This window comes from Mesorhizobium sp. USDA 4413 (genome assembly GCF_056280365.1).
In genome coordinates, this window is the sequence record NZ_JBVPRP010000001.1 from 2512788 (window position 1) to 2531564 (window position 18777).

General features: G+C 58.9%; 11 protein-coding genes and 3 pseudogenes. 4 read left to right on the forward strand and 10 right to left on the reverse strand.

Annotated elements, in window-relative coordinates; translation table 11 throughout:
* Positions 1-312: 312 nt before the first annotated feature.
* Positions 313-533, reverse strand: a pseudogene (locus ACVMIM_RS12090) (transposase zinc-binding domain-containing protein); the annotation flags it as partial.
* 508 nt (positions 534-1041) lie between these two features.
* Here ACVMIM_RS12090 and ACVMIM_RS12095 point away from each other — a divergent pair.
* The 3 genes and pseudogenes from ACVMIM_RS12095 to ACVMIM_RS12105 form a co-directional block, all read left to right on the forward strand.
* On the forward strand, positions 1042-1575 hold the full coding sequence (locus ACVMIM_RS12095) for a hypothetical protein (RefSeq protein ID WP_476112158.1): 534 nt from the start codon (positions 1042-1044) through the stop codon (positions 1573-1575).
* A gap of 12 nt (positions 1576-1587) precedes the next feature.
* Positions 1588-2928 carry an MATE family efflux transporter gene (locus ACVMIM_RS12100; protein WP_476112160.1) on the forward strand — a complete coding sequence of 447 codons (1341 nt, stop codon included), beginning with the start codon at positions 1588-1590 and terminating at the stop codon, positions 2926-2928.
* Positions 2929-3155: 227 nt separating this feature from the next.
* A pseudogene (locus tag ACVMIM_RS12105) lies at positions 3156-4094 on the forward strand (transposase); the annotation flags it as partial.
* A 146-nt stretch (positions 4095-4240) separates the two neighbouring features.
* Here ACVMIM_RS12105 and ACVMIM_RS12110 read toward each other — a convergent pair.
* From ACVMIM_RS12110 to ACVMIM_RS12125, 4 genes and pseudogenes are all read right to left on the reverse strand, one after another.
* On the reverse strand, positions 4241-4903 hold the full coding sequence (locus ACVMIM_RS12110; RefSeq protein WP_476112162.1) for an RraA family protein: 663 nt from the start codon (positions 4901-4903) through the stop codon (positions 4241-4243).
* Between the two features lie 144 nt (positions 4904-5047).
* Positions 5048-6136: an aminotransferase-like domain-containing protein gene (locus ACVMIM_RS12115; RefSeq protein WP_476112164.1), complete on the reverse strand. Its 1089-nt coding sequence runs from the start codon at positions 6134-6136 to the stop codon at positions 5048-5050.
* A 114-nt stretch (positions 6137-6250) separates the two neighbouring features.
* Positions 6251-6636 (reverse strand): annotated as a pseudogene (locus tag ACVMIM_RS12120) (transposase); the annotation flags it as partial.
* 421 nt (positions 6637-7057) lie between these two features.
* Complete coding sequence (locus ACVMIM_RS12125; RefSeq protein ID WP_476112166.1) at positions 7058-8278, reverse strand: ATP-grasp domain-containing protein; 1221 nt, start codon at positions 8276-8278, stop codon at positions 7058-7060.
* 1130 nt (positions 8279-9408) lie between these two features.
* On the opposite strand from ACVMIM_RS12125, the gene ACVMIM_RS12130 reads away from it, so the two are divergent.
* Positions 9409-10353 (forward strand): methyltransferase domain-containing protein, encoded by a 945-nt coding sequence (locus ACVMIM_RS12130; RefSeq protein ID WP_476112168.1) that lies wholly within the window; start codon positions 9409-9411, stop codon positions 10351-10353.
* 722 nt (positions 10354-11075) lie between these two features.
* On the opposite strand, the gene ACVMIM_RS12135 is transcribed toward ACVMIM_RS12130, so the two are convergent.
* From ACVMIM_RS12135 to ACVMIM_RS12155, 5 genes are all read right to left on the reverse strand, one after another.
* Positions 11076-13337, reverse strand: coding sequence for a N,N-dimethylformamidase beta subunit family domain-containing protein (locus ACVMIM_RS12135; protein WP_476112170.1), 2262 nt, complete (start codon positions 13335-13337; stop codon positions 11076-11078).
* Positions 13334-13651, reverse strand: coding sequence for a N,N-dimethylformamidase alpha subunit family protein (locus tag ACVMIM_RS12140; protein ID WP_476112050.1), 318 nt, complete (start codon positions 13649-13651; stop codon positions 13334-13336). The genes ACVMIM_RS12135 and ACVMIM_RS12140 overlap by 4 nt, the downstream gene beginning before the upstream one ends.
* A gap of 6 nt (positions 13652-13657) precedes the next feature.
* Positions 13658-14983, reverse strand: coding sequence for a 4-aminobutyrate--2-oxoglutarate transaminase (gene gabT, locus ACVMIM_RS12145; protein WP_476112172.1), 1326 nt, complete (start codon positions 14981-14983; stop codon positions 13658-13660).
* 202 nt (positions 14984-15185) lie between these two features.
* Positions 15186-15923 carry an SDR family NAD(P)-dependent oxidoreductase gene (locus ACVMIM_RS12150; RefSeq protein WP_476112174.1) on the reverse strand — a complete coding sequence of 246 codons (738 nt, stop codon included), beginning with the start codon at positions 15921-15923 and terminating at the stop codon, positions 15186-15188.
* A 1278-nt stretch (positions 15924-17201) separates the two neighbouring features.
* Complete coding sequence (locus ACVMIM_RS12155) at positions 17202-18677, reverse strand: NAD-dependent succinate-semialdehyde dehydrogenase (protein ID WP_476112176.1); 1476 nt, start codon at positions 18675-18677, stop codon at positions 17202-17204.
* Between the last annotated feature and the right edge of the window lie 100 nt (positions 18678-18777).

The following is an 18777-nucleotide window of genomic DNA, read 5'->3' on the forward strand; positions in this document are numbered from 1 at the left end:
GTGCCCGGGGATCGTCCGGAACGCTTCGCAAAAGCGGCTGTTCCGGCGCTGATGCCATCATCATAGATCTTGAGGACGCTGTGCCCGCCCTCTCTAAGCCGGAAGCGCGGCTCCCTGAGGATAGATTTTTCCAGTCTTCCTGCCTTTGTGCCCATCAATGGAGAAAACACGCCCTGGCATGACGAAGACATTTTGACGGTGGCCCGTCTTCGGCCTGCCGGAGTTATCCTCCCGACGGCGGCCGTCTTGCCAAATACGCCGCGCGGAGCGGCTGCGGCTAGCGCTGGGCGAGGCAGTCGGGTAGCGCCAGGCCTGACACTTGGGGGAGTGCCGGTTGCGGACGGAGTTGTAGACGGGGCGCTGAACACCGCAGTCATCACAGGTTTCGAGATGGCCGCCGAGCGCTGAGGTGCGGCAGGCGTCGATCGCAGCCATGACCCGACGCTCGACGCGACCAAGATGGCCGGCCCGTGCTTGCCGATAGGCCACGCCGCGCCGTGGCGACGGAATACGTCCGCCAAGGCGGAGCGCATCGATGCCGATCAACCGGGCGGCATCGCTTTGACTTGCAACTGGTCGAAAGGACTGACGGATCCTGTCTGTCGAGACCCGAGCGTAGAGTGTTGTCGACGCCAAGCTGCGATGGCCAAGGAGCACCTGAAGGATGCGAATGTCCAAGCAGGTGAGGCGCGAACGAATGCCGTAGCGTATGTACGGTCACCCCCTTCTCGATGGCCGGGGCCTCGCAGGCCACACGACACGCGACGTGAAGTCAAACTCCCACCTGCAATGCAGGACAGGAAGCTTTAAAGGCGACGCGCTTTAAGTGCCCTCGTAAGCGGGGTCAGGATATCGATCACATTTGAGGCGAGGCGAATACGCCGGACACAGGCCAGTAGAACATCGCGACAGTACGTACAACCAATTTTACAGAATCTTTGCAACTGGCATCCGCTCACAATGATACATTCACCCGCACGGCAAATTCGATGGCGTGACGGCTCAGACTACCGCCTCGCACGCTAAGGAAGGCGAAAAGCAATGGCAAAGATATCGCCAATCCTGCCTGAGAGAGGTCAATCGTCAGTGAAGGCCATCAGTGAAAGCCCACCGGATCTGCCGCCGCCGCCGCTTTATCCATCTGTGCTCGCACAAAGCATGCAGTCGGTCGAGCAAACCATTTCCCATGGTTGGGCAACAGGAACAATCTCCCGCCCCCCATCTCGGTGCCAGGTGAAAGTCAGCGTCGCCGAATGTCACTGCGGGTCAGGCTGCGAGAATCGTGAATTGCTCGACGACGGTTTGACACGGGTCGAAGGCGGACCTTGTGGCGCCAAGCTTGGAGCCCAGCATGGGTCGCAATCAGCGCCTGATTCGCCGATAGTCCCGCTCGATGTGACCGATCAACAACTGGCCCCGATGATCCGGATCATCGTCGGCCGGTCTGTGCGGCGATCCTGCACGCGACCGGTTTCGCAGGAAGAAATCATCTCCTGGTTAGTCCTAATGCCAACAAAGAGACACGATCGGATCGGCCACGGCAATTCGGGCTTGCCTGACGAAGCGCCTTGCTAACTGAGAGACGGCGTGGAACAGAAAGCACCGATCCTCGACTGCAGGCCATTCCGGGTCACCAACCGACAGATCCTCGCGATCGCCATTCCCATGACGCTCGCATCTCTTACAACGCCCCTAGTCGGCCTTGTCGACGCGATGGTGATCGGCCGCTTCGGGGATGCCGCATTGTTTGGCGGTCTTGCCGCCGGGGCGGTGGTTTTCGATGTTATCTTTTCGACCTTTAGTTTCCTGCGCTCGAGCGTCACCGGTCTTGTCGCGCAAGCCCTCGGGGAGGGGGACGCCGTGGAGGAGCGTGCGGTCTTTTTGCGCGCACTTGTCATTGCCGCCATCAGCGGCTTCGCTCTGGTGCTTGCTGGGCCTTTGATTTCCGCCATGAGCAAATGGTTTATGAACGCGGAACCGGCCCTGACCGCCGCGATGGATCTTTACATTCGCATACGCCTTATCTCGGCTCCTGCGGCGCTTATCAACTATGCAACCCTCGGCTACCTCTTGGGTCGTGGTGAGGCCAGCATCGCATTTTTGCTGCAACTCCTCCTCAACGGGTTGAACATTGCGTTTTCGACCTGTTTAGGCGTTCATCTCGGATGGGGTATTGCTGGCATTGGCTGGGGAACGACGTGTGCTGAATTCGCCACGATGACTGCCGGAATAGCTATCCTCCTTGGGCGCTTCCGGGCGATGCCGAGAATCTCGGCCCAGCACACGTTCAACAGCGCGGCGGTAGCCCGAACGCTTCACCTCAGCGGCGACATCATGATCCGGTCCTTCGCCCTTATGGGAGCATACTTCGTTTTCATGCGGCAGAGCGCGCAGCTAAGCACGTTAACCTTTGCTGCCAATGCCGTGCTGATCCATTTTTTACTTTTCGCAGAATATTTTCTCGGTGGGTTCGCGACCGCTGCACAGCAACTTGGTGGTCGTGCAATCGGGGTAGGTGACCAGCGGGATTTCTTGCGTGCTGTCAGACTGACTACCGGCTGGGGATTCGCTCTTGCGGTCTTTACGAGCGCTCTGTGCTTCGTGTTTGGCGAACAGTTCGTCGATGCCATAACAACGGCCGCGGACGTGCGTGCAGAGGCGATTTTCTATCTTCCTTGGGCGGTCTTCGCTGCACCGAGCGGCGTGCTGGCCTTCCAGATGAGCGGCGTCTTCATAGGGGCTACATGGTCGCGCGACATGCGCAATATGATGCTCTTATCTTTCGTAGCCTTTATCATGGCTGTGTTCGCATTCGGGCAGGTATTCGGCAACCACGGGCTTTGGGCCGCTTATCATTTTTTTCTGCTTGTACGAGGGGTAAGCCTGCTGTCCGTTATGCGTCGGCGCGTCCGCACCACTTTCGACTAATTACTAGTCGATGGGTCGTCGGTCGTCTGCGGAACCACGTCATTTATGACACGATGCGCGTCTGGACGTAGGCTGTCCGCCACGTTTCAGATATCAGTCATGCCGAGATCATGAGATCATGAATTGTTCGTCATCTCGACTGCCTCGGCAACGTCGGTATGGGGCTGTTGAGAAAGTCCTTCCCTACTGATTCAATTGATCAATCTTGATTCGGTGGAGGATTCGCGATGCTGGGTCGGAAAGAACGAGATCAATTCGAACTGTTCATGACTGGCTCGCTGCGACAGCTCATCCCTGATGATCATATTCTGGCCAAGGTCGATCGTGCTTGACCTGTCGTGGCTGCGCGGCGAGGTCGCGGATCTCTATCGCGACGACAACGGCCGCCCGGGAATAGACCCTGAGGTTGCGATCCGTCTAATGCTTGCGGGTTTCCCGCTTGGGATCGTCCTCGACCGCCCGGCTGATGCGCGAGGCCCAGGTCAACATCGAGATCCGGTGGTTCGTCGGCTATGGACTGCATCAAGCACTTCCAGATCATTCTTCCCTGACACGCATCCGCTAGCGCTGGGGCGAAGAACGGTTTCGCCGGATCTTTCAGCGTACGGTGCAGGCCTGTATCGCCGCCAAGATCGCCAAGGGCGAGATCGTCCATCTCGAGGCTTGGCTGATCCGGACCGACGTGAGCTGGGACAGCCTGGCGGTTCGTCATATGGAGGCGGTGAGTGCGGCGAACGAGAATGCGGAGGCGAGGAAGAGCCGCAAAACCGGCAAGTTCAAGAAGGTCTGCGTCACCGACCCGGATGCCACCATGGCGACAAACGCCCGCAATCGCCGGCTCGAGCCGCCCTACAAGCAGCATGCTGTTGTCGATGATGTGCGCGGCGTGGTTCTCGATATTGTGGTGACTACCGGCGAGATCAACGAGGGGCAGCTGATCGTGGAGCGGATCGATGCCGCTGAGAGGACGATGGGCTTGGCCGTGCGAACCGTCACTGCCGATGCCGGCTATGCCTATGCGAAGATGTTCGCCGCTTTCGAGAACCGCGGCATTGATGCGTTGATCCCCGCCAAGGCGGAGCCGATCCGCAGCCCGGTTCCGCTGCGTCGTTTCCGATGCCAAGCACGACATCCTGAAGTGCACTCAAGGCAAGGTCCTGCACCCAAGCCCCACAATAAGCGCCGAAAACAGTCCGGTCTCGGCTCGGAACACAGGGCAGGCTTGACCTTTAATTCGCAGCCGGATCCTGCGCAACGGGACGTCGCAGGGTCGATCTGAGAAGGGGCCAAACTGCCGGTATCCTCAAGACGCTCAGGCCGTTCGAGCTGGAATGTATCCGGCGTTCGCCGCAGCTGAGCCAAAGCTCTCGCCGGCGCGAATGCGCCGTCCCACTTGCTCGTCAATAGCCACGATAGTTTCTGCTTTCGTTAAGCTCTCTTCCACGAGGGCACGCGGCACTGTGACGATCCCCGTGTCATCACCGATCACAAGGTCTCCTTGGCACACAGAAACACCTCCAATCGTGATGTCGCACCCGAGAGGAAGAAGCTTCAGCCGCGTTTTCCCGGTGGTGGGTGTAACCCACCGGCTGGAGAGCCAAAGCCCCGTTGCACGTATTTCATCAAGGTCCCGGCAGGCACCGTCAATCACGACGGCTGTCGCATGTCGCTTCTTCGCTGCGAGCGCGGCCAGCCCGCCCATTGTCGAAATTGGGGCCCCCCCCATGTCGACCATCAACACCCTGCCAGGCGCAGTCGATTCAATCAGCTGGCCAACTGCGAAGTCCGCTTTCTCGAAATCGCCCAGCGTTCCAGTCAACTCGCGTGCTGTAATCGCGAAGCCAATTATACGGCCGCTGCCGCTCCGTCGCGTAATTCCTTGGATGATCCCATTAATACCAAGCTCGTCTAATGCATCCGACCATGTGCTGACCCCAATCGCCGCACCGCGGTCGAGGATTTCCTGCTCACTCATTGGCAATTGGGCCACCCTTGCTAGTTGGAACCTTCGTAAGCTGCTTTCGCGAGAGGGCAGATAGTAAGTCGCTGCGTCGTCGCGACTTCGCAAGTACTCAGCTCATGCCGGCTCGTAGATGCAAACTGCGAAGTCTCCGTCATTCTATTCTGTTGCATCGCCGTCCTGGATAATCTCGGAGATGACCTGAACGCCTCTGCGCACGGTAGCTTCGTCCATTGAGCAGAACGGTAACCTGAAAAAAGTCGCTGAGGGCTTCTCGACGAAAAAGCCGTCTCCATTGGCAAGATCGACACCCGCCTCGCTGGCTTGCTTTCGCACTCGTGCATCATCGACCGAATGCAGCAATGTGACGCCGACAAAGAAGCCACCTTCGGGCCGCACATAGCGATGATCAGGCATGAACTCATCAAGTGCTGAAATCATCGCTTCCAGACGCGGCGCGTAGAGCCGCCTTAGCGCGGCTACCTGACCGTTCAAAAATCCACGGCGGAGCCACTCGCCAACAACCGACAGAGCGAAGTTACCGGGTGTGACATAGGTGCTCTCGGCCACCTTGGCTGCCGCGGTGATGGTTTCAGGCGGCGCAATAAGATAGGCGGCCCGAAGACCCGGCGCGATGACCTTCGAGAAGGAATTGAGCTGGACCGTCACGTCGCGGCCGAGATCGGCGATCGATGGCTCCTGCGCGCCCTTGTAGCGGAGAAGGCGGTACGGGCTGTCTTCTACAACGCGGAAACCATGAGTCCTCGCCAAGTCGACGAGATGCTGGCGCTTCGCAGTCGACCACACTGTGCCTGTGGGATTCTGAAAATCCGGAACCGTATACATAAAGACCGGCCCGCCCTGCGCGGCGTCGGTTAACAACTCGAGGTCCGGTCCATCGGCCTCCATCGGAATGGCGATAATGTTTGCACCGTAGCAGCGCAGCAGGTGGACCACGCGATCGTAGCAGGGCTCCTCGATAAGCACAGTTTGGCCCGGCTTCACCCATATACGGCACAAAAGGTCGAACAGTGCGACAGAACCGTCAGCTGCCATCACGTTTGCAACGTCGGCATCATGATAGTCAGCGAGCCATTCCCTTAGCGGAAGCGGCCCCTGCGCGGGGCCATATTGAAAGGCCACAACGTCCCGACCGGACGCCAGCGCTTGTACACAGAGCTGCAACTGCGCGCGGGGAAAGGCCTCCTCGGGGGGTACTCCTCGAGCGAAATTGATACGTTGGGACACAGATCTCACTCGTATGGTTCGATACCTGAAATCGTAACCAACCGGATCGTTGTGCGTGCAGTGGGGCGTAAATATTACCAGCTATGCCCGAATGGCATGGGTTCGGCAACCCAGCGATGCCGATGTCGGCGTGAAGTGGACGACGAGGCAGTCGCGCCAGACACGACCTAACAGCGCGCGTTTTTATAGGTCGCGTAGCCATCCATGACGTGTGGACGTCAAGGTCCGGCGGCATACCGGCCCCTGCTTCAGGAAGTCCAGGAACTCGATGGCCCGGTTACGTTTGTAGCACTTGCCATAACGTAGCCAGAGGCGACGTCGAGCGCTGTAAACAGCGAGGTGCGCCGTGCAGGCCATAGCTACGTGTCCGGCACTCGGGGATGCCCGGCATCACCGGCAGCACGGGCTGCTCACGGTCGAATACTGAATCTGGCGCTTCTGACGCTGAGCACGAGCGCCCTATTGGGTGGCGAGAGGTAGAGCGCGCTTTGCCGACGAACAGCGGATCGGGGGCTGCCAGACCGCCAGGAATGGTCGAGCATGCCGTGCTGACGGGCACCTCGAAGATGCAGCTTCGATCCGCGTGACCAGGCCGGATCGTTCGATCCGAAGCTGATCGCCCAGGTAGCAGCGCCGCTTCCCGCCAAGATCGCCTCGATGGACGCGAGCAGCATGAGCGTAGGCGAGTATCTGGTGGAACTCTTGACGCTCGGCGGACCTGCTCTCTGCCGTCCCGGGGGGATGTGGACGGGAATGGCAGAGCCGGCCGGTTCACCAGCTCTCCGCGTGATCCGCGGGGTGCCGATCCACCACTGCTCCCCACCCCACTCCCCTCCGATAAAACAATGTGCCCATGTTCGACCGACGGCCGCCTCTTGATTCACGCTGAAGCAGAAAGAATCAGAAGTTGTTTCTCTTCTCTCAAGCCGGAAGTGATTTAACCGACCAAGTGATTAAATCGACGGCACAATTGAGTATAGCCATGGTCTGAGCTCGGCTGGGCGAAGCGGCGATGACATGTCCGATCTTGTCCCGATAGTCGCCTTGTAAAATGATTGTCGACTTGGGTTTGGCGTAAAGTTTCACCTCGATGACACCTAACATAGCGGCGGCCTGGGCTTCGCCATTGATCCAATCGAGGGTGCCATCGCGGTCAGGAACTACGTACCTAGCGGCCGCAACCTGCGAATGCCTTCTGCTCGAATCCCAGTCCTCGCCGATGACGAGCTTGATATGCTGCATGACAATATCGACACCGTAAGCCTGCTGCAGAAGCTGGGGAGCGGGCGTGCCACCAAGACGCGGATTGACTTCGATGACGACTGGGCCACGCTTCGTCCATCGTAGATCAATGTTAGCTGCCCCCCATCCAAGGCCGAGAACACGCAAACAGCTCCGCGAAATGCCGGCTATACGCTTTTGCTGGCCAACAGTCAGCGCGGCCGGATAGATGTACTCACGACTGACGAAATGAGGCGGAGGGCCGAAGTCAACACTTCCAATTCCAATCACCTCGTTCCCCATAGTTTCAATGCTATAATGGGGGCCTTGAGCGAATTCCTCGACCAGTATCTTTGGCGGAGACCGCCATTGGTGCTTCCCGCCCAACAGATACGACGTATGTCTGGCCACCTCATCAGCGTCGCGGCACAGTCGAACACCGCTGCTGCCGGCGCCCACGGCTGGCTTAAGAACCACCGGCATGCCTATCTCCGCGGCACAGCTAGCCACGTCTGCCGCATTAGCTGACAAGCGATAGACAGGTACTGGAATGCCGGCGTTAGCGAGGACCTGACGTTGAACGAATTTGTCGCGACACCGTTCAATCGATGTGGGGTTCGGTCCCGGAAGATCGAAATTGCGGCACAGCTTGCCAACTGTCGCGTAGGATGCCTCCAAAGAGCATGTGATGCCGGCAATGTCATAGGTCTCGCTAAGGCGGGAACATTCTCGGATTAGCGCATCGATATTGTCTGTATCGACACAGATTGCCTCGTATCCTTCCGTCTTAAGATAATCATACTGAGACGGGTCTGACGAAAGGGTAATCGGATGAAGCCCGAGACTCTCGGCCGCTTGAATGAAGAGGACACCGGAAGGCGTTGGATCGCCTTCGACCAGGATAAGTGCTCTCGTCGCCATCTAACTGTATTCCTCCATTGTGTGCTGTGGGGCCTTCGAATGTTTCCGGCATTATCCTTCGCGTGACCTCTACTTGTGCGGTGAACTTACCATTGTCGGAAATTAGGAACCGCAAAGTTCGTGAGAATATATTTAACAGTTTCGTTGCAAGTAGTTGGCTGGATGCGACGGATCGGGGGATTGGGACTGATCGGCGTTGGAAGCCCGTGTAATTGGATACGGCTTAACCCCATTCCGTCACTGGCCCCATCGTCCGGCACTTCGCCCGCGCGATCTCCGACGCGAATCTCGCCAACTCTGGCGAAGACGGGCATTCGGGTCCTGTATTCAGTCGCATTCGAGGAGTATCGGATTTGTCCCACGGTTCTGGCAGAAACTTCTAAGAGAGACCGGCCAGTACACCCCCGCTCTGGCGTTGAGGGCGGCCATGGCACATTGGTGACGTTTGCGATTCACTTATCCAGTGGAAGGGGGTGTGCCTCGCAGAGTCCTTTAGGAACCCCGAGTTTAGCTTCGAATCGCCGGCCTCGCTCAGCCGGACATATCGCTCGTCAATTTCCCAGAAAGGAGCCTCCCCCCGCATCGCTGCCTCCGAGCAAATCAACGCGCCGAGCGAGCCAAAATCTGATTCCAAGGCATGGTATCTGCAGCTGTCGGGCTGATCGAATTTCGCCACCCTTCCTTCGCGAAAGGTTATTGAAAATTTATAACTATGTTGCAGCATCTTCGCACATTTAATGCTGGTGGGCGCTTATGATGTTGTCGAGAGGATATTTCTTGGACGTCAATGCCATTTGAGTTCTGTGTGAGAGTTCGAGACTCAGTAAAATCTCATTGATGCGGAGGCCAAGGTAATAAATTTCTGTCTGCAGCGAATGGCGTCGGGATCGCGCTCAAGTCAATGGCGGTCGGATACTGCTATCATAAGAAAATAAGTCGCCTGTAGGAGTGGATACTCACTGTCCAAATAGAGTTGGTAAAATACGTAGTAGCTCTGCAATAATAGTACATTCTATCCCGAAACAGTTACTACAAAACCAGAGTCCGCAAGCTCTAGGTTCATGTTGTCTTCCGGCAGGGGGCAGCTTCTATCGATTTGCTTGCCAGCATCTGGTTACCAGGAGAACGCCGTGTTGCCCAGTAATTTAGATTCGCATCTCTCCCAGTTGAAAAAAATAAACCCGGTCGCCTTCAAGGCTATCAAGCCCCGAATCGCCAGCGAATCATTCGACCGGCTTGCCAAACTGTCGCGCAACGAGTTCACCCCGGAAGGGCGTGGTTCGGATTACCTCGATAGCATCCAGCTGTCCCTCCTGGCGCGATCGGAGGGTGTGATGGATCTGCTGGGAAAAATGCACCCCCAGGGTCGCGACGGACTGTGTTCATCACTGATCTTCTGCGATCTCCTCGCCGGTGACGGCTACGTAAACAAGGTAGCGCACCAGCTCTTGGGTGCGGCGCGGTGCCCAAGTTTCATCAACTCGGACGTCTCACAGTTCATGGTGGACCGCTGCATCCGAGACGGCCTGTTTTCGATTTGGCAGGGCGCGACCGATCCGTTCTGGATAAAAGATGGTTCGGTGGATGGTGTGCTGATGGCTTACGGCACACACCACATCCCGCGCGCTGAGCGCGCCACTGCCGTCCGGGCGGCTGCGCGAATTCTCCGGCCCGGTGGTATCTTCGTTCTCCATGACTTTGAAGAAGGCTCCCCTACCGCCCGCTGGTTCGCTGATGTGGTGTCGTCTCATTCCGTGACCCCACATGCCTATCCTCATTTTACCGCGGGCGAGGTTCTCGACCTGTTCGCTGCTGCGCAATTCGATGAGGTAACTGTGCAGCGAATCTCAGACCCGTTTGTCTTCCAGGGGGGAGATGAAGAGAGCGCTCTCCAATTCTTGGCGGAATATGTCGTAAAGATGTATGGGCTAGCGAAGCTCCGGAACCACACGCAGCGCGTGCTCACGCTCCTTGATCAGTATTTCGGGCTCGTGGTGACACAAACCTGTCACGGTGAGTTCGAAGCACGCATAACGCGCAATGCCTTGGTGGGGAGCGGTCAACGGTGTGAATAGCGGGCGTTAGGCCATTTCCTTTGCTCTGCCGCGTTTAGCCGACGGCTCTGAGTTCTCGAGTTGGACCCAAAGAACTTGTTTCGGAGTCCAAAGGGCCGCCTCGCTTTGGGTGCTCAAGTCCTATTCGCCGGTCGTAGACACTTGACGCTTCGAGCACAGCGCCAGTCTGGAGCGGAACGAGGCGCCACCTGAAGGCCGGAACACATCGACCAATGATTTCGGGTTTTTCATGTGAGCTGTTCCGGCGTCTACCGCGCTGGCCGAGGGGCCGCCAATGCCGAACAATGAGCTCGTGAGTACGCTCGGCATTCTCGTTCTCTACTCGCGTGCGAATGCCGCACGACGTCGGTTATGTCGCGCCACGAGGCGGCGTCACCGCTCAGTCCGCTCTTCGGGAACCCCGACCTCCGGCAGAAGCCGCTGGGATGGAGCAGTTCAAGAACTCGCATCGATCTTGTTGGTCTTGAATCCTGGCATCGGCGACCGCCTTCAGATGCATCTGGTTGACGACAATCATGCGGTCGACTTGGGCGACAGATCCCGCACCACCGCCATGGCGTTGCGTGTAGCCTCAACGACATTCTCATCCGTCGGGGTAAACTGCTGCCGGACGCAACACGCTGACTCGTCCGTAGCCGCCCGCCGATCTACGCGAGCACAAGAAGCTCGCCTGCTGCAAGCCGAAAGACCAGCTTCATGGCCGCCCCTTCTTGCAGAACTCGTCACACACAACCGCTACCCGCCGGCGTAGCCGAGTAACGAAACGGCTTGGAATCCCGGAAGCGCTCGAGCACGTTCCGCGTGACGCGCGAGACGTCGTTGTCATAATCATCGATGGGCAGGCTCATGGCCCAGGAAATGGACCCAACCGAGAACACGGCTCCGCCGCCTGAGGTTTCAAAAAAGACGATGTCTGACCGAACGTTCTTATTCTCGGTCCCGCCAATCATCCAATGCATCGCGCCGAACTCTTCCTTGGCAAGAACCATGTTATCGGTATGACCGATCGACGTGGCTATAACGACAGCGTGCTTCGGGGATCCAAGGGCTGGATCGTAGCGGTCCAGTTCCTGTCCGGCCGCGCCATTGCCAGACAGGCCGTAATCGCCGAACTTGGAACCTTTGTTGACGCCGTTGAAGACGAAATCGACACGTGGATCCGAGCTGGCTGGGCTCCACTGGTAATATGAACCTGACATGAAACCTTGAGCGCAAAAGCCAATTCCGACCAGTTGGTTGGGGGTTCGGTCCTGGCGACGCCACATCCCGCCGTATTCGCCAGTCGTGCTCATGAAATATTCGCCCGCTTCGGCCGACCATGCGCGGGAACCGTCTTCAGCGCGGCGGACCTCGATCAATCCAGGCAGGGTTGGATGAAAGGCGGTTCGCCAATAGAAGCCGTTGCCGCCGAGATACATCAAACGTCCGCCGCGGCCGAGATGGGTCTTCAACGCATCCCACATTGCCAAAGAGACGTATTCGGGGTGGCATCCCGTCAAGACGACACGATAGGGTGCGAGAATGCTTTCGCCTTCGTTATGGAGGTCTTCGTCGGTGATGACGTCTGCGTTGATGCCTAGAGCATCCAGCCACCCTGTCAGGTACCCATCACCGAACGACCAGTATTTTGCATTCGGGGACATGTTCAGGATCGGTCGCAGACGCGAGGAATAACAAACGCCGCTTCCGTCGGTGTGGAGATCGTAGAGCGACTTTCCGTATTCCGGGTTCTCGTCGAGGAAAACGTCATCTTCGCCGAAAATCAGAAGGCTACCCATGCTCATCTCGTCGAGCGGATCGCGTGCGATGAGCGACTGGTTGGCATAAGCCATGTAGGTCGCCGTCGAGGCCAGGTAGACGACATCGGAAGTGGCCTGGCCCTTCGGCGGCCGTACGAAGAAGACCACATAGGCCGGACTTGCATCCGGAGCGTCCAGGCGCGCGGCATAAACGCCGCTTTCCAGGCCGCTCGGGATCGTGAAGGCAAAGTCGGTCGCCCAGCCGGCGTCATAGAGATCGTCGTCGTGAAAATGGATGGCACCATATTCATGTGGCGCGGTTCGCCAGTCATGGAATTGCCCGGTCCAGTTGTAACCTTTCATAGCCCGGGCAGGCATGTTGACCAGGCGGCCGTCCAGCCCATTGCCCGAAACATCCTTGAAGCCGTCCGAGCCCTGATCGATGCTGAAATCCCAAGCGGCCGAAACGCACTCGTTGAGCCGCTCGACTGCGGCGCCGCTGCCAAGCGAGGCCATCTCCTCAACCGAAAGGGCGCAGGCGTGAAGCCTAGGGGAATCGATCTTTCCGTTGTAGTGCCCGCCTGCCAAAAGCAGGCCATTGTCACCAGTGGCTTTGTGGGCAGCGATTAAGAAATGTCTTTGCCCACCGTTCCCCTGAAAGGCAGCAATATCAAACTTACGGGTCTCCGCGGAGCCGAGATCACCGATATCACAGCGGGGACTCTGGTGTAGGACAACGGTGCGGTCTTTTGCACTGTAGCTGGCCGCAACGAAGACCCACCGCCGCTCGAGCAAGGACGTAGGCAAATTGGCAGTGGACACGTTCCCTTGACCATCGCCCAACAAGAACGTTAGTCGACCTGTCTCGTCGATCTCGAGCGCAAAACCCAAGCTGCGGCTCTCGTCCCAAGTGCCGGCGATAGTTTGACGTCTGGCCCCGAGCAGGGTTGGCCAGAGCCAGGTCTGGAAGGTGAAGTCCTCTAATCCGGAAAAAGCGGTCGCATGCTCGACATAGCCATAGGACCCGGTGTGGATTGGCTGCCGTCGGGCGGGATATTCCCCGTTGAAGGCCGCATCGACGTCACGTTCGATCAAACCGGCGGTGCGCGGATGCTCTTCAGTGGTGATGAGCCGTACCAGCCGGGCCGAGAAGGTGGCCGAGGGACCGTGCGAACTGACCTTGAATTCAACGGTGTCGCCCGGCTTGGCGCTCATGATGTTTGTATAACCCGCCAGCGTTCTCATGCTTCGGCTCCGTCGGCAAGCTCAGTTCCGAAATGTTGACGCCAGCGTTGCCGGAACACGTACCACTCCGCCTCCGCCAGGTCCTCAAAGATGATGTCCTCATGTTTTGTCATGGGACGGCCGGGGATTCCCGTGAGGGTGACAAGCATCCAACTCCGATTGGGCCGGATTGTCAGCAAGGCGTGTTTTCCGGCGATGGGGACACTGCGAAAGGTGCGCAGCAGCTTCTGCAGGTTCGGGCTGTGGTGCCCGAACGGTGCACGACGGAATTCGCTTGCCAGTGCAAGGGCCTCTGAGGGATCAGCAAAGTTCATGGGTTCTCACCTGGCCTGAGCTGCTGCCTTTGCCGGAGCAAGCTCGCTCTCGAGCGCGACGTCGATCGATTCGTCGATGATGCCCAGCGCCTCGTCGACCTGCGCATCCGTCAGGACCAGCGGCACAAGGAAGCGGATGACGTTGAAGTGGCGGCCGGCCGATGCCAGCAGCAGGCCGCGGCTGGCTGCTTCCTTGATGACCCTGGCGGTGAGCGCGCGTGCCGGCTTGCGGGTTTCTCCATCTTCGACCAGTTCGGCGCCGATCATCGAGCCCAGCCCACGGATGTCGCCAATCACGGTGCGGTTTCGCTTCTTCTGGATGCGCTGCAAGCCGGCCGTGAGACGCTCGCCGATCTCATTGGCGCGGCCAATCAGATTCTCCTCCTCCAGCACATCGAGCACGGCCAAGGCGGCCGCACAGGCCAGCGGGTTGCCCGCGTAGGTGCCGCCCAGTCCGCCTGAGGCAACCGAATCCATGATCTGCGCCTTGCCGACGACCGCGGCAATCGGGATGCCGGCTGCCAGGCTCTTGGCCATCAAGAGCAGGTCAGGCTCGATGCCGGTATGCTCGATGGCAAACAGGCGCCCGGTTCTGCCCAGCCCGGACTGCACCTCGTCGGCGACGAGGACGATGCCGTGCTGATCGCAAAGGCGCCGGATACCTGCCATGAACTCGACGGGCGCCGGAATGAAGCCGCCTTCGCCCAGAAGCGGCTCGATGACGATCGCCGCGACCGCACTCGCCTCGATCTCGGATTCAAACAGCGTGTCCAGGGCCACAAGGCAGTGCTCGACGCTGACACCCCGATAGAGATCCGGGTAAGGCGCGCGATAGATGTTGCCCGGGAACGGTCCGAACGACTGCTTATAGGGATTTACCTTTCCCGTCATTGCCATCGTCAGCAGCGTGCGGCCGTGAAAGGCGCCGCCAAAGACAATGATGCCGCGCCGCTTGGTGTAGGCGCGGGCAATCTTGACGGCATTCTCGACCGCCTCGGCACCGGTCGTGACGAGCAGGGTCTTGGCCCGTCCGCCCACCTTGCAACGCTGGTTCAGCCGCTCAGCCACGGCAAGGTAGCTCTCATAAGGAGCGGTGCCAAAGAAGGTGTGGCTGAACTTGGCAAGCTGGGCCTGAATGGCAGCGACAACCTTCGGATGCGAGTGTCCGACCGCGAGAGCGCCCATGCCGCTCAGGAAGTCGATATAGCGCCGTCCCTCCACGTCCCAGATCTCTGCACCTTGAGCCCGCTCGACATACATGGGAAAGGGCGGAGAGACCGATGCCGCAACCGCAGCGTTCCGGCGCTCGTCCAAAGCAACATTCGACACCATTTAATTACCTCCTGTTAGATCGCATCGAGACGCGCCAGAAAAACCACGCCGTATTCGCCAAAGCTCGCGGCAATTAAGCATCTTATCTTAATGAATGCTGGATTTCGTGCGCCCGTTCAAAACGCTGGTATTGCATATTCCTGTTTGCGCTTCGCGGCGTCTGTTCCAGGACAGCGCGTGCTTCGAAAGCGCACTCCTGCCGTTACTGCGGCAGGCTCAGCATTGCCATCCGGCCGCCATCGATCGTCCACACCTGTCCGGTGACAAAAGAAGCTTCGGGCGAGGCCAGCCAGGCAATCAGGCTTGCGACCTCCTCGGGTTTCCCGGTGCGGCCTACCATATGGATCTTCCCGACCTTTTGGCGAAATCCCTTTGGATCGGGCAGGTTCTGAATGAAATCCACATTGATGTCGGTATCGATCCAACCCGGTGCCACCGCGTTGCAACGGACGCCTTCACGGCTATGGTCGATCGCCACTGCCCTGGTGAGGGCGTGGATGCCCGCTTTGGATGTGCCGTAGGCCGCATGCTTCGGATTGGAGCCCAGGCCCTCGATTGAGCCTACATTCACGATCGAACCACCCACTGACCGCAGGTGGGGCAGGGCGGCTTTGATCAGCATTAACGGTGAGGTCAGATTGACGGCCATCGTGCGCTCCCAATCCGCGAGGGTCATATCCTCGATCCGTACTTCCTCCATCATTCCCGCGTTGTTCACCAGGACGTCAAGTCGCCCGGTTTGCCCTACCACTGCCTCGACAGCACGACCTGCCTCAGCCGGAGCCGATAAGTCGATCGAGATCGCTTCGAACTCCAGATCCTCGCCGCGCTGCGCCGTGAAGACGCGGGCACCCTCATCCCGAAGTCGTCGGGCGGTGGCTTGACCAATTCCGCTGCGCCCGCCCGTCACAAGGGCGACCTTTCCTTCAAACCTCTTCATCCTGGCTCCTTTTTCCTTAACCTAGACTAGCGACTTTCATGTGCGGGGCGGGGGCCGGACGAGCTCAGTTCGTTCGGATAGCCTGCCCGCAGGGTCGCGGATGCTAGACGCTGCCACACCGGCGGATAACGTTGCGGAGCATTGGCGCGCCACATGCTCGGTCTTCTCAAGCCCTCATTGCCGATGCCGAGGCTATCACACGCTATAGCGCCGAAGCTCTTACTTTAGGCAACCCCGAGTCACTGTAACCAAAGGTACTTTTGAGGGGAAAACCAGTCTGGAGATGAATACCTGTCATCTCGCCTTGCGGATACGAGCGAGGCTCATCGACATCGGCCCCCGCTGGCCTTTGTCGCCTGGTGGTTTCGCGTTGAAATCGATACTGGCGTCGTGGTGAAGCGCTGGAAACGCAAAGCCCTTGGCGTCTTGCGAGGTGCAACCACCGAGAACCGGTTCTCGCGGCCCAGAATGCTGGAGGGTCAGTATTCATCAAAGCCTCGCTGCGGCGCCGGAATAAATAGTGTTCGCTCTGGCAAAAGGAACTATACCGCCCGGTAGGGCGGTTTTGCTCACCGTGACACTAATGATAGGGGATCAGGCTTCCCCAAGAGAATAGCTAAAACTTTTAGCGCGCGCTAAACTCAATTTATGCCTGGCGCGGCCCGGCAAACTTGAGAGTTGGCAGTTTGCGCAAATTCGCGGGGAATTGTGCGCTTCTCGAACTCTGCCTCCATAGTGGTCAGCTGCATCCCAGTCTCGGTCCGGAAACCGGCGATGCGGTGCTTCTGGAGCTTCTTAATCGGGCGGAGGGCGCTTGGCGGGTTGATGTTGAGGTCCCTGGCGAATTGACAGTAAGGCCGCCTGGATCGAGATGATAAAGCTTCGGCATTATGCAGGTCTATATCAATTTGTTTTCCATCTAGCTTTGGGCAGACCTGTCTTGCACTTGTGGGCCAAACGCCCCCAGCCCCGAGCCGCGCCAAAATTAACCGTTCAGGCAAATCACCAGAAGAATTTCGAACGCCTTTTCTGGTCTCGCGCCTCGCCGCTGCAGCAGGAGGGACAAAAAAATTCTCAGATGGAGTTGTATCAACTGCACAAGTGGACCAGACATGCTGCTCGCGCGCTCATCCGAGCAGCCCGGGCGTTCGGAACTCGCCATGCGCTTGGCAGCCGGAGCTTCTGGGCTTTGGAGGCGGATGCTCCCCATGACATGACCCGCTATGCAGAAGGCCGGCTCAGGCAGACGGTCTGGTCAGAAGAACAGCGTGTCGGTCCTCAGATACCGCCCATGCAAAGATACTTCATCTCGAGGTAGTCCTCGAGGCCGTGCCGGGACCCCTCCCGCCCAATGCCTGACTGCTTGACCCCGCCAAAAGGCGCGGCCTCGGAGGACATGCGTCCGGTGTTGATGCCCACCATGCCATATTCCAGGGCCTCGGCCACGCGCCAGACCCGCTTCAGGTTGGAAGCATAAAAATAGGCGGCGAGGCCGTAGATCGTGTCGTTGGCCTCACGCACGACCTGATCCGCATCCTCGAAGCGGATGACCGGGGCCAATGGCCCAAATGTCTCCTCCCGCGCCACCGTCATGGCGCCGGAGATGCCGGTAAGGACGGTCGGCTGGAAAAAAGTGCCGTCTGCGCCAATCCTACCGCCGCCGCAGCGGATCACCCCGCCTTTTTCCAGCGCATCGGCGATGTGGGATTCGATCTTGGCCAAGGCGTTGCCGTCGATCAGCGGACCGATGGCGACGCCGGGATCGAAACCGTCACCGACCTGAAGCTGGCGAACGCGTACGACGAATTTATCGACGAACTCGTCATGGACGCCCGACTGGACGTAGAGGCGGTTCGCCGAAACGCAAGTCTGGCCGGCATTGCGGAACTTCGCCTGGATCGCCCCGTCGACGGCAGCATCGACGTCGGCGTCGTCGAAGACAATGAAGGGCGCATTGCCACCGAGCTCGAGGCTGACCTTCTTGATCTGGTCCGAGCACTGGCGCATTAGCAGCCGCCCGACTTCGGTCGATCCGGTGAAGCTGATCTTGCGCACTTTGGAATTGTGGCAGAGCTCGCGCCCCACCGCAGCGCCCTCGGAGGCGTAGACGAGGTTCACGACACCGTCGGGAAAACCGGCCTCGGCGGCGAGCGCGAACATGGCGCCTGCGATAAGCGGCGTCTGTTCGGCGGGCTTCAGCACGATCGCGCAGCCCGCCGCCAGCGCCGGCGAGATCTTGCGCGCCACCATCGATGCAGGGAAGTTCCATGGCGTGATCGTGCCGACGACGCCGATGGGCTGCTTGATCACCAGCATGCGGCGGTCCGTCGAGGGCGCGGAGATCGTCTCGCCGTAGATACGGTTGGCCTCCTCGGCGTACCATTGCAGATAAGCGGCCGCATGCGAGACTTCCGATCTGGCTTCGGCAAGCGGCTTGCCCATTTCCGCGGTGAGAATTGCGGCAAGGTCGTCGGTGTGGGTGACGATCAGCTGGTGCCACTGCCACAGCATTTCGCTGCGCTCCCGGGCGGTCAGCGCTGCCCATTCGGCCTGGGCGACATAGGCCTTGTCGATCGCCGCGCGCGTTTCCTCGACGCCCATGTCGGGAAGTTCCGCCAACAGCTCGCCGGTCGATGGATTGAAGACCTCGAACGTAGGCCCGCCAACCGGCGCGCCAAGCGCCGGCACACGGTCGATCGCAGCAAAGAGGTCGGGTAATTTCAGGTGGCGGATCAGCTCCGGATGTAGAGACAAGTGGTTATCTCCTCAATATCAAGCATTGTCTTTGGCGGCATGCGGAACCTGTCGGTAGCCGCCAAGGTTGCTTAGCACTGGGTGGCGGTGCCAATAAATA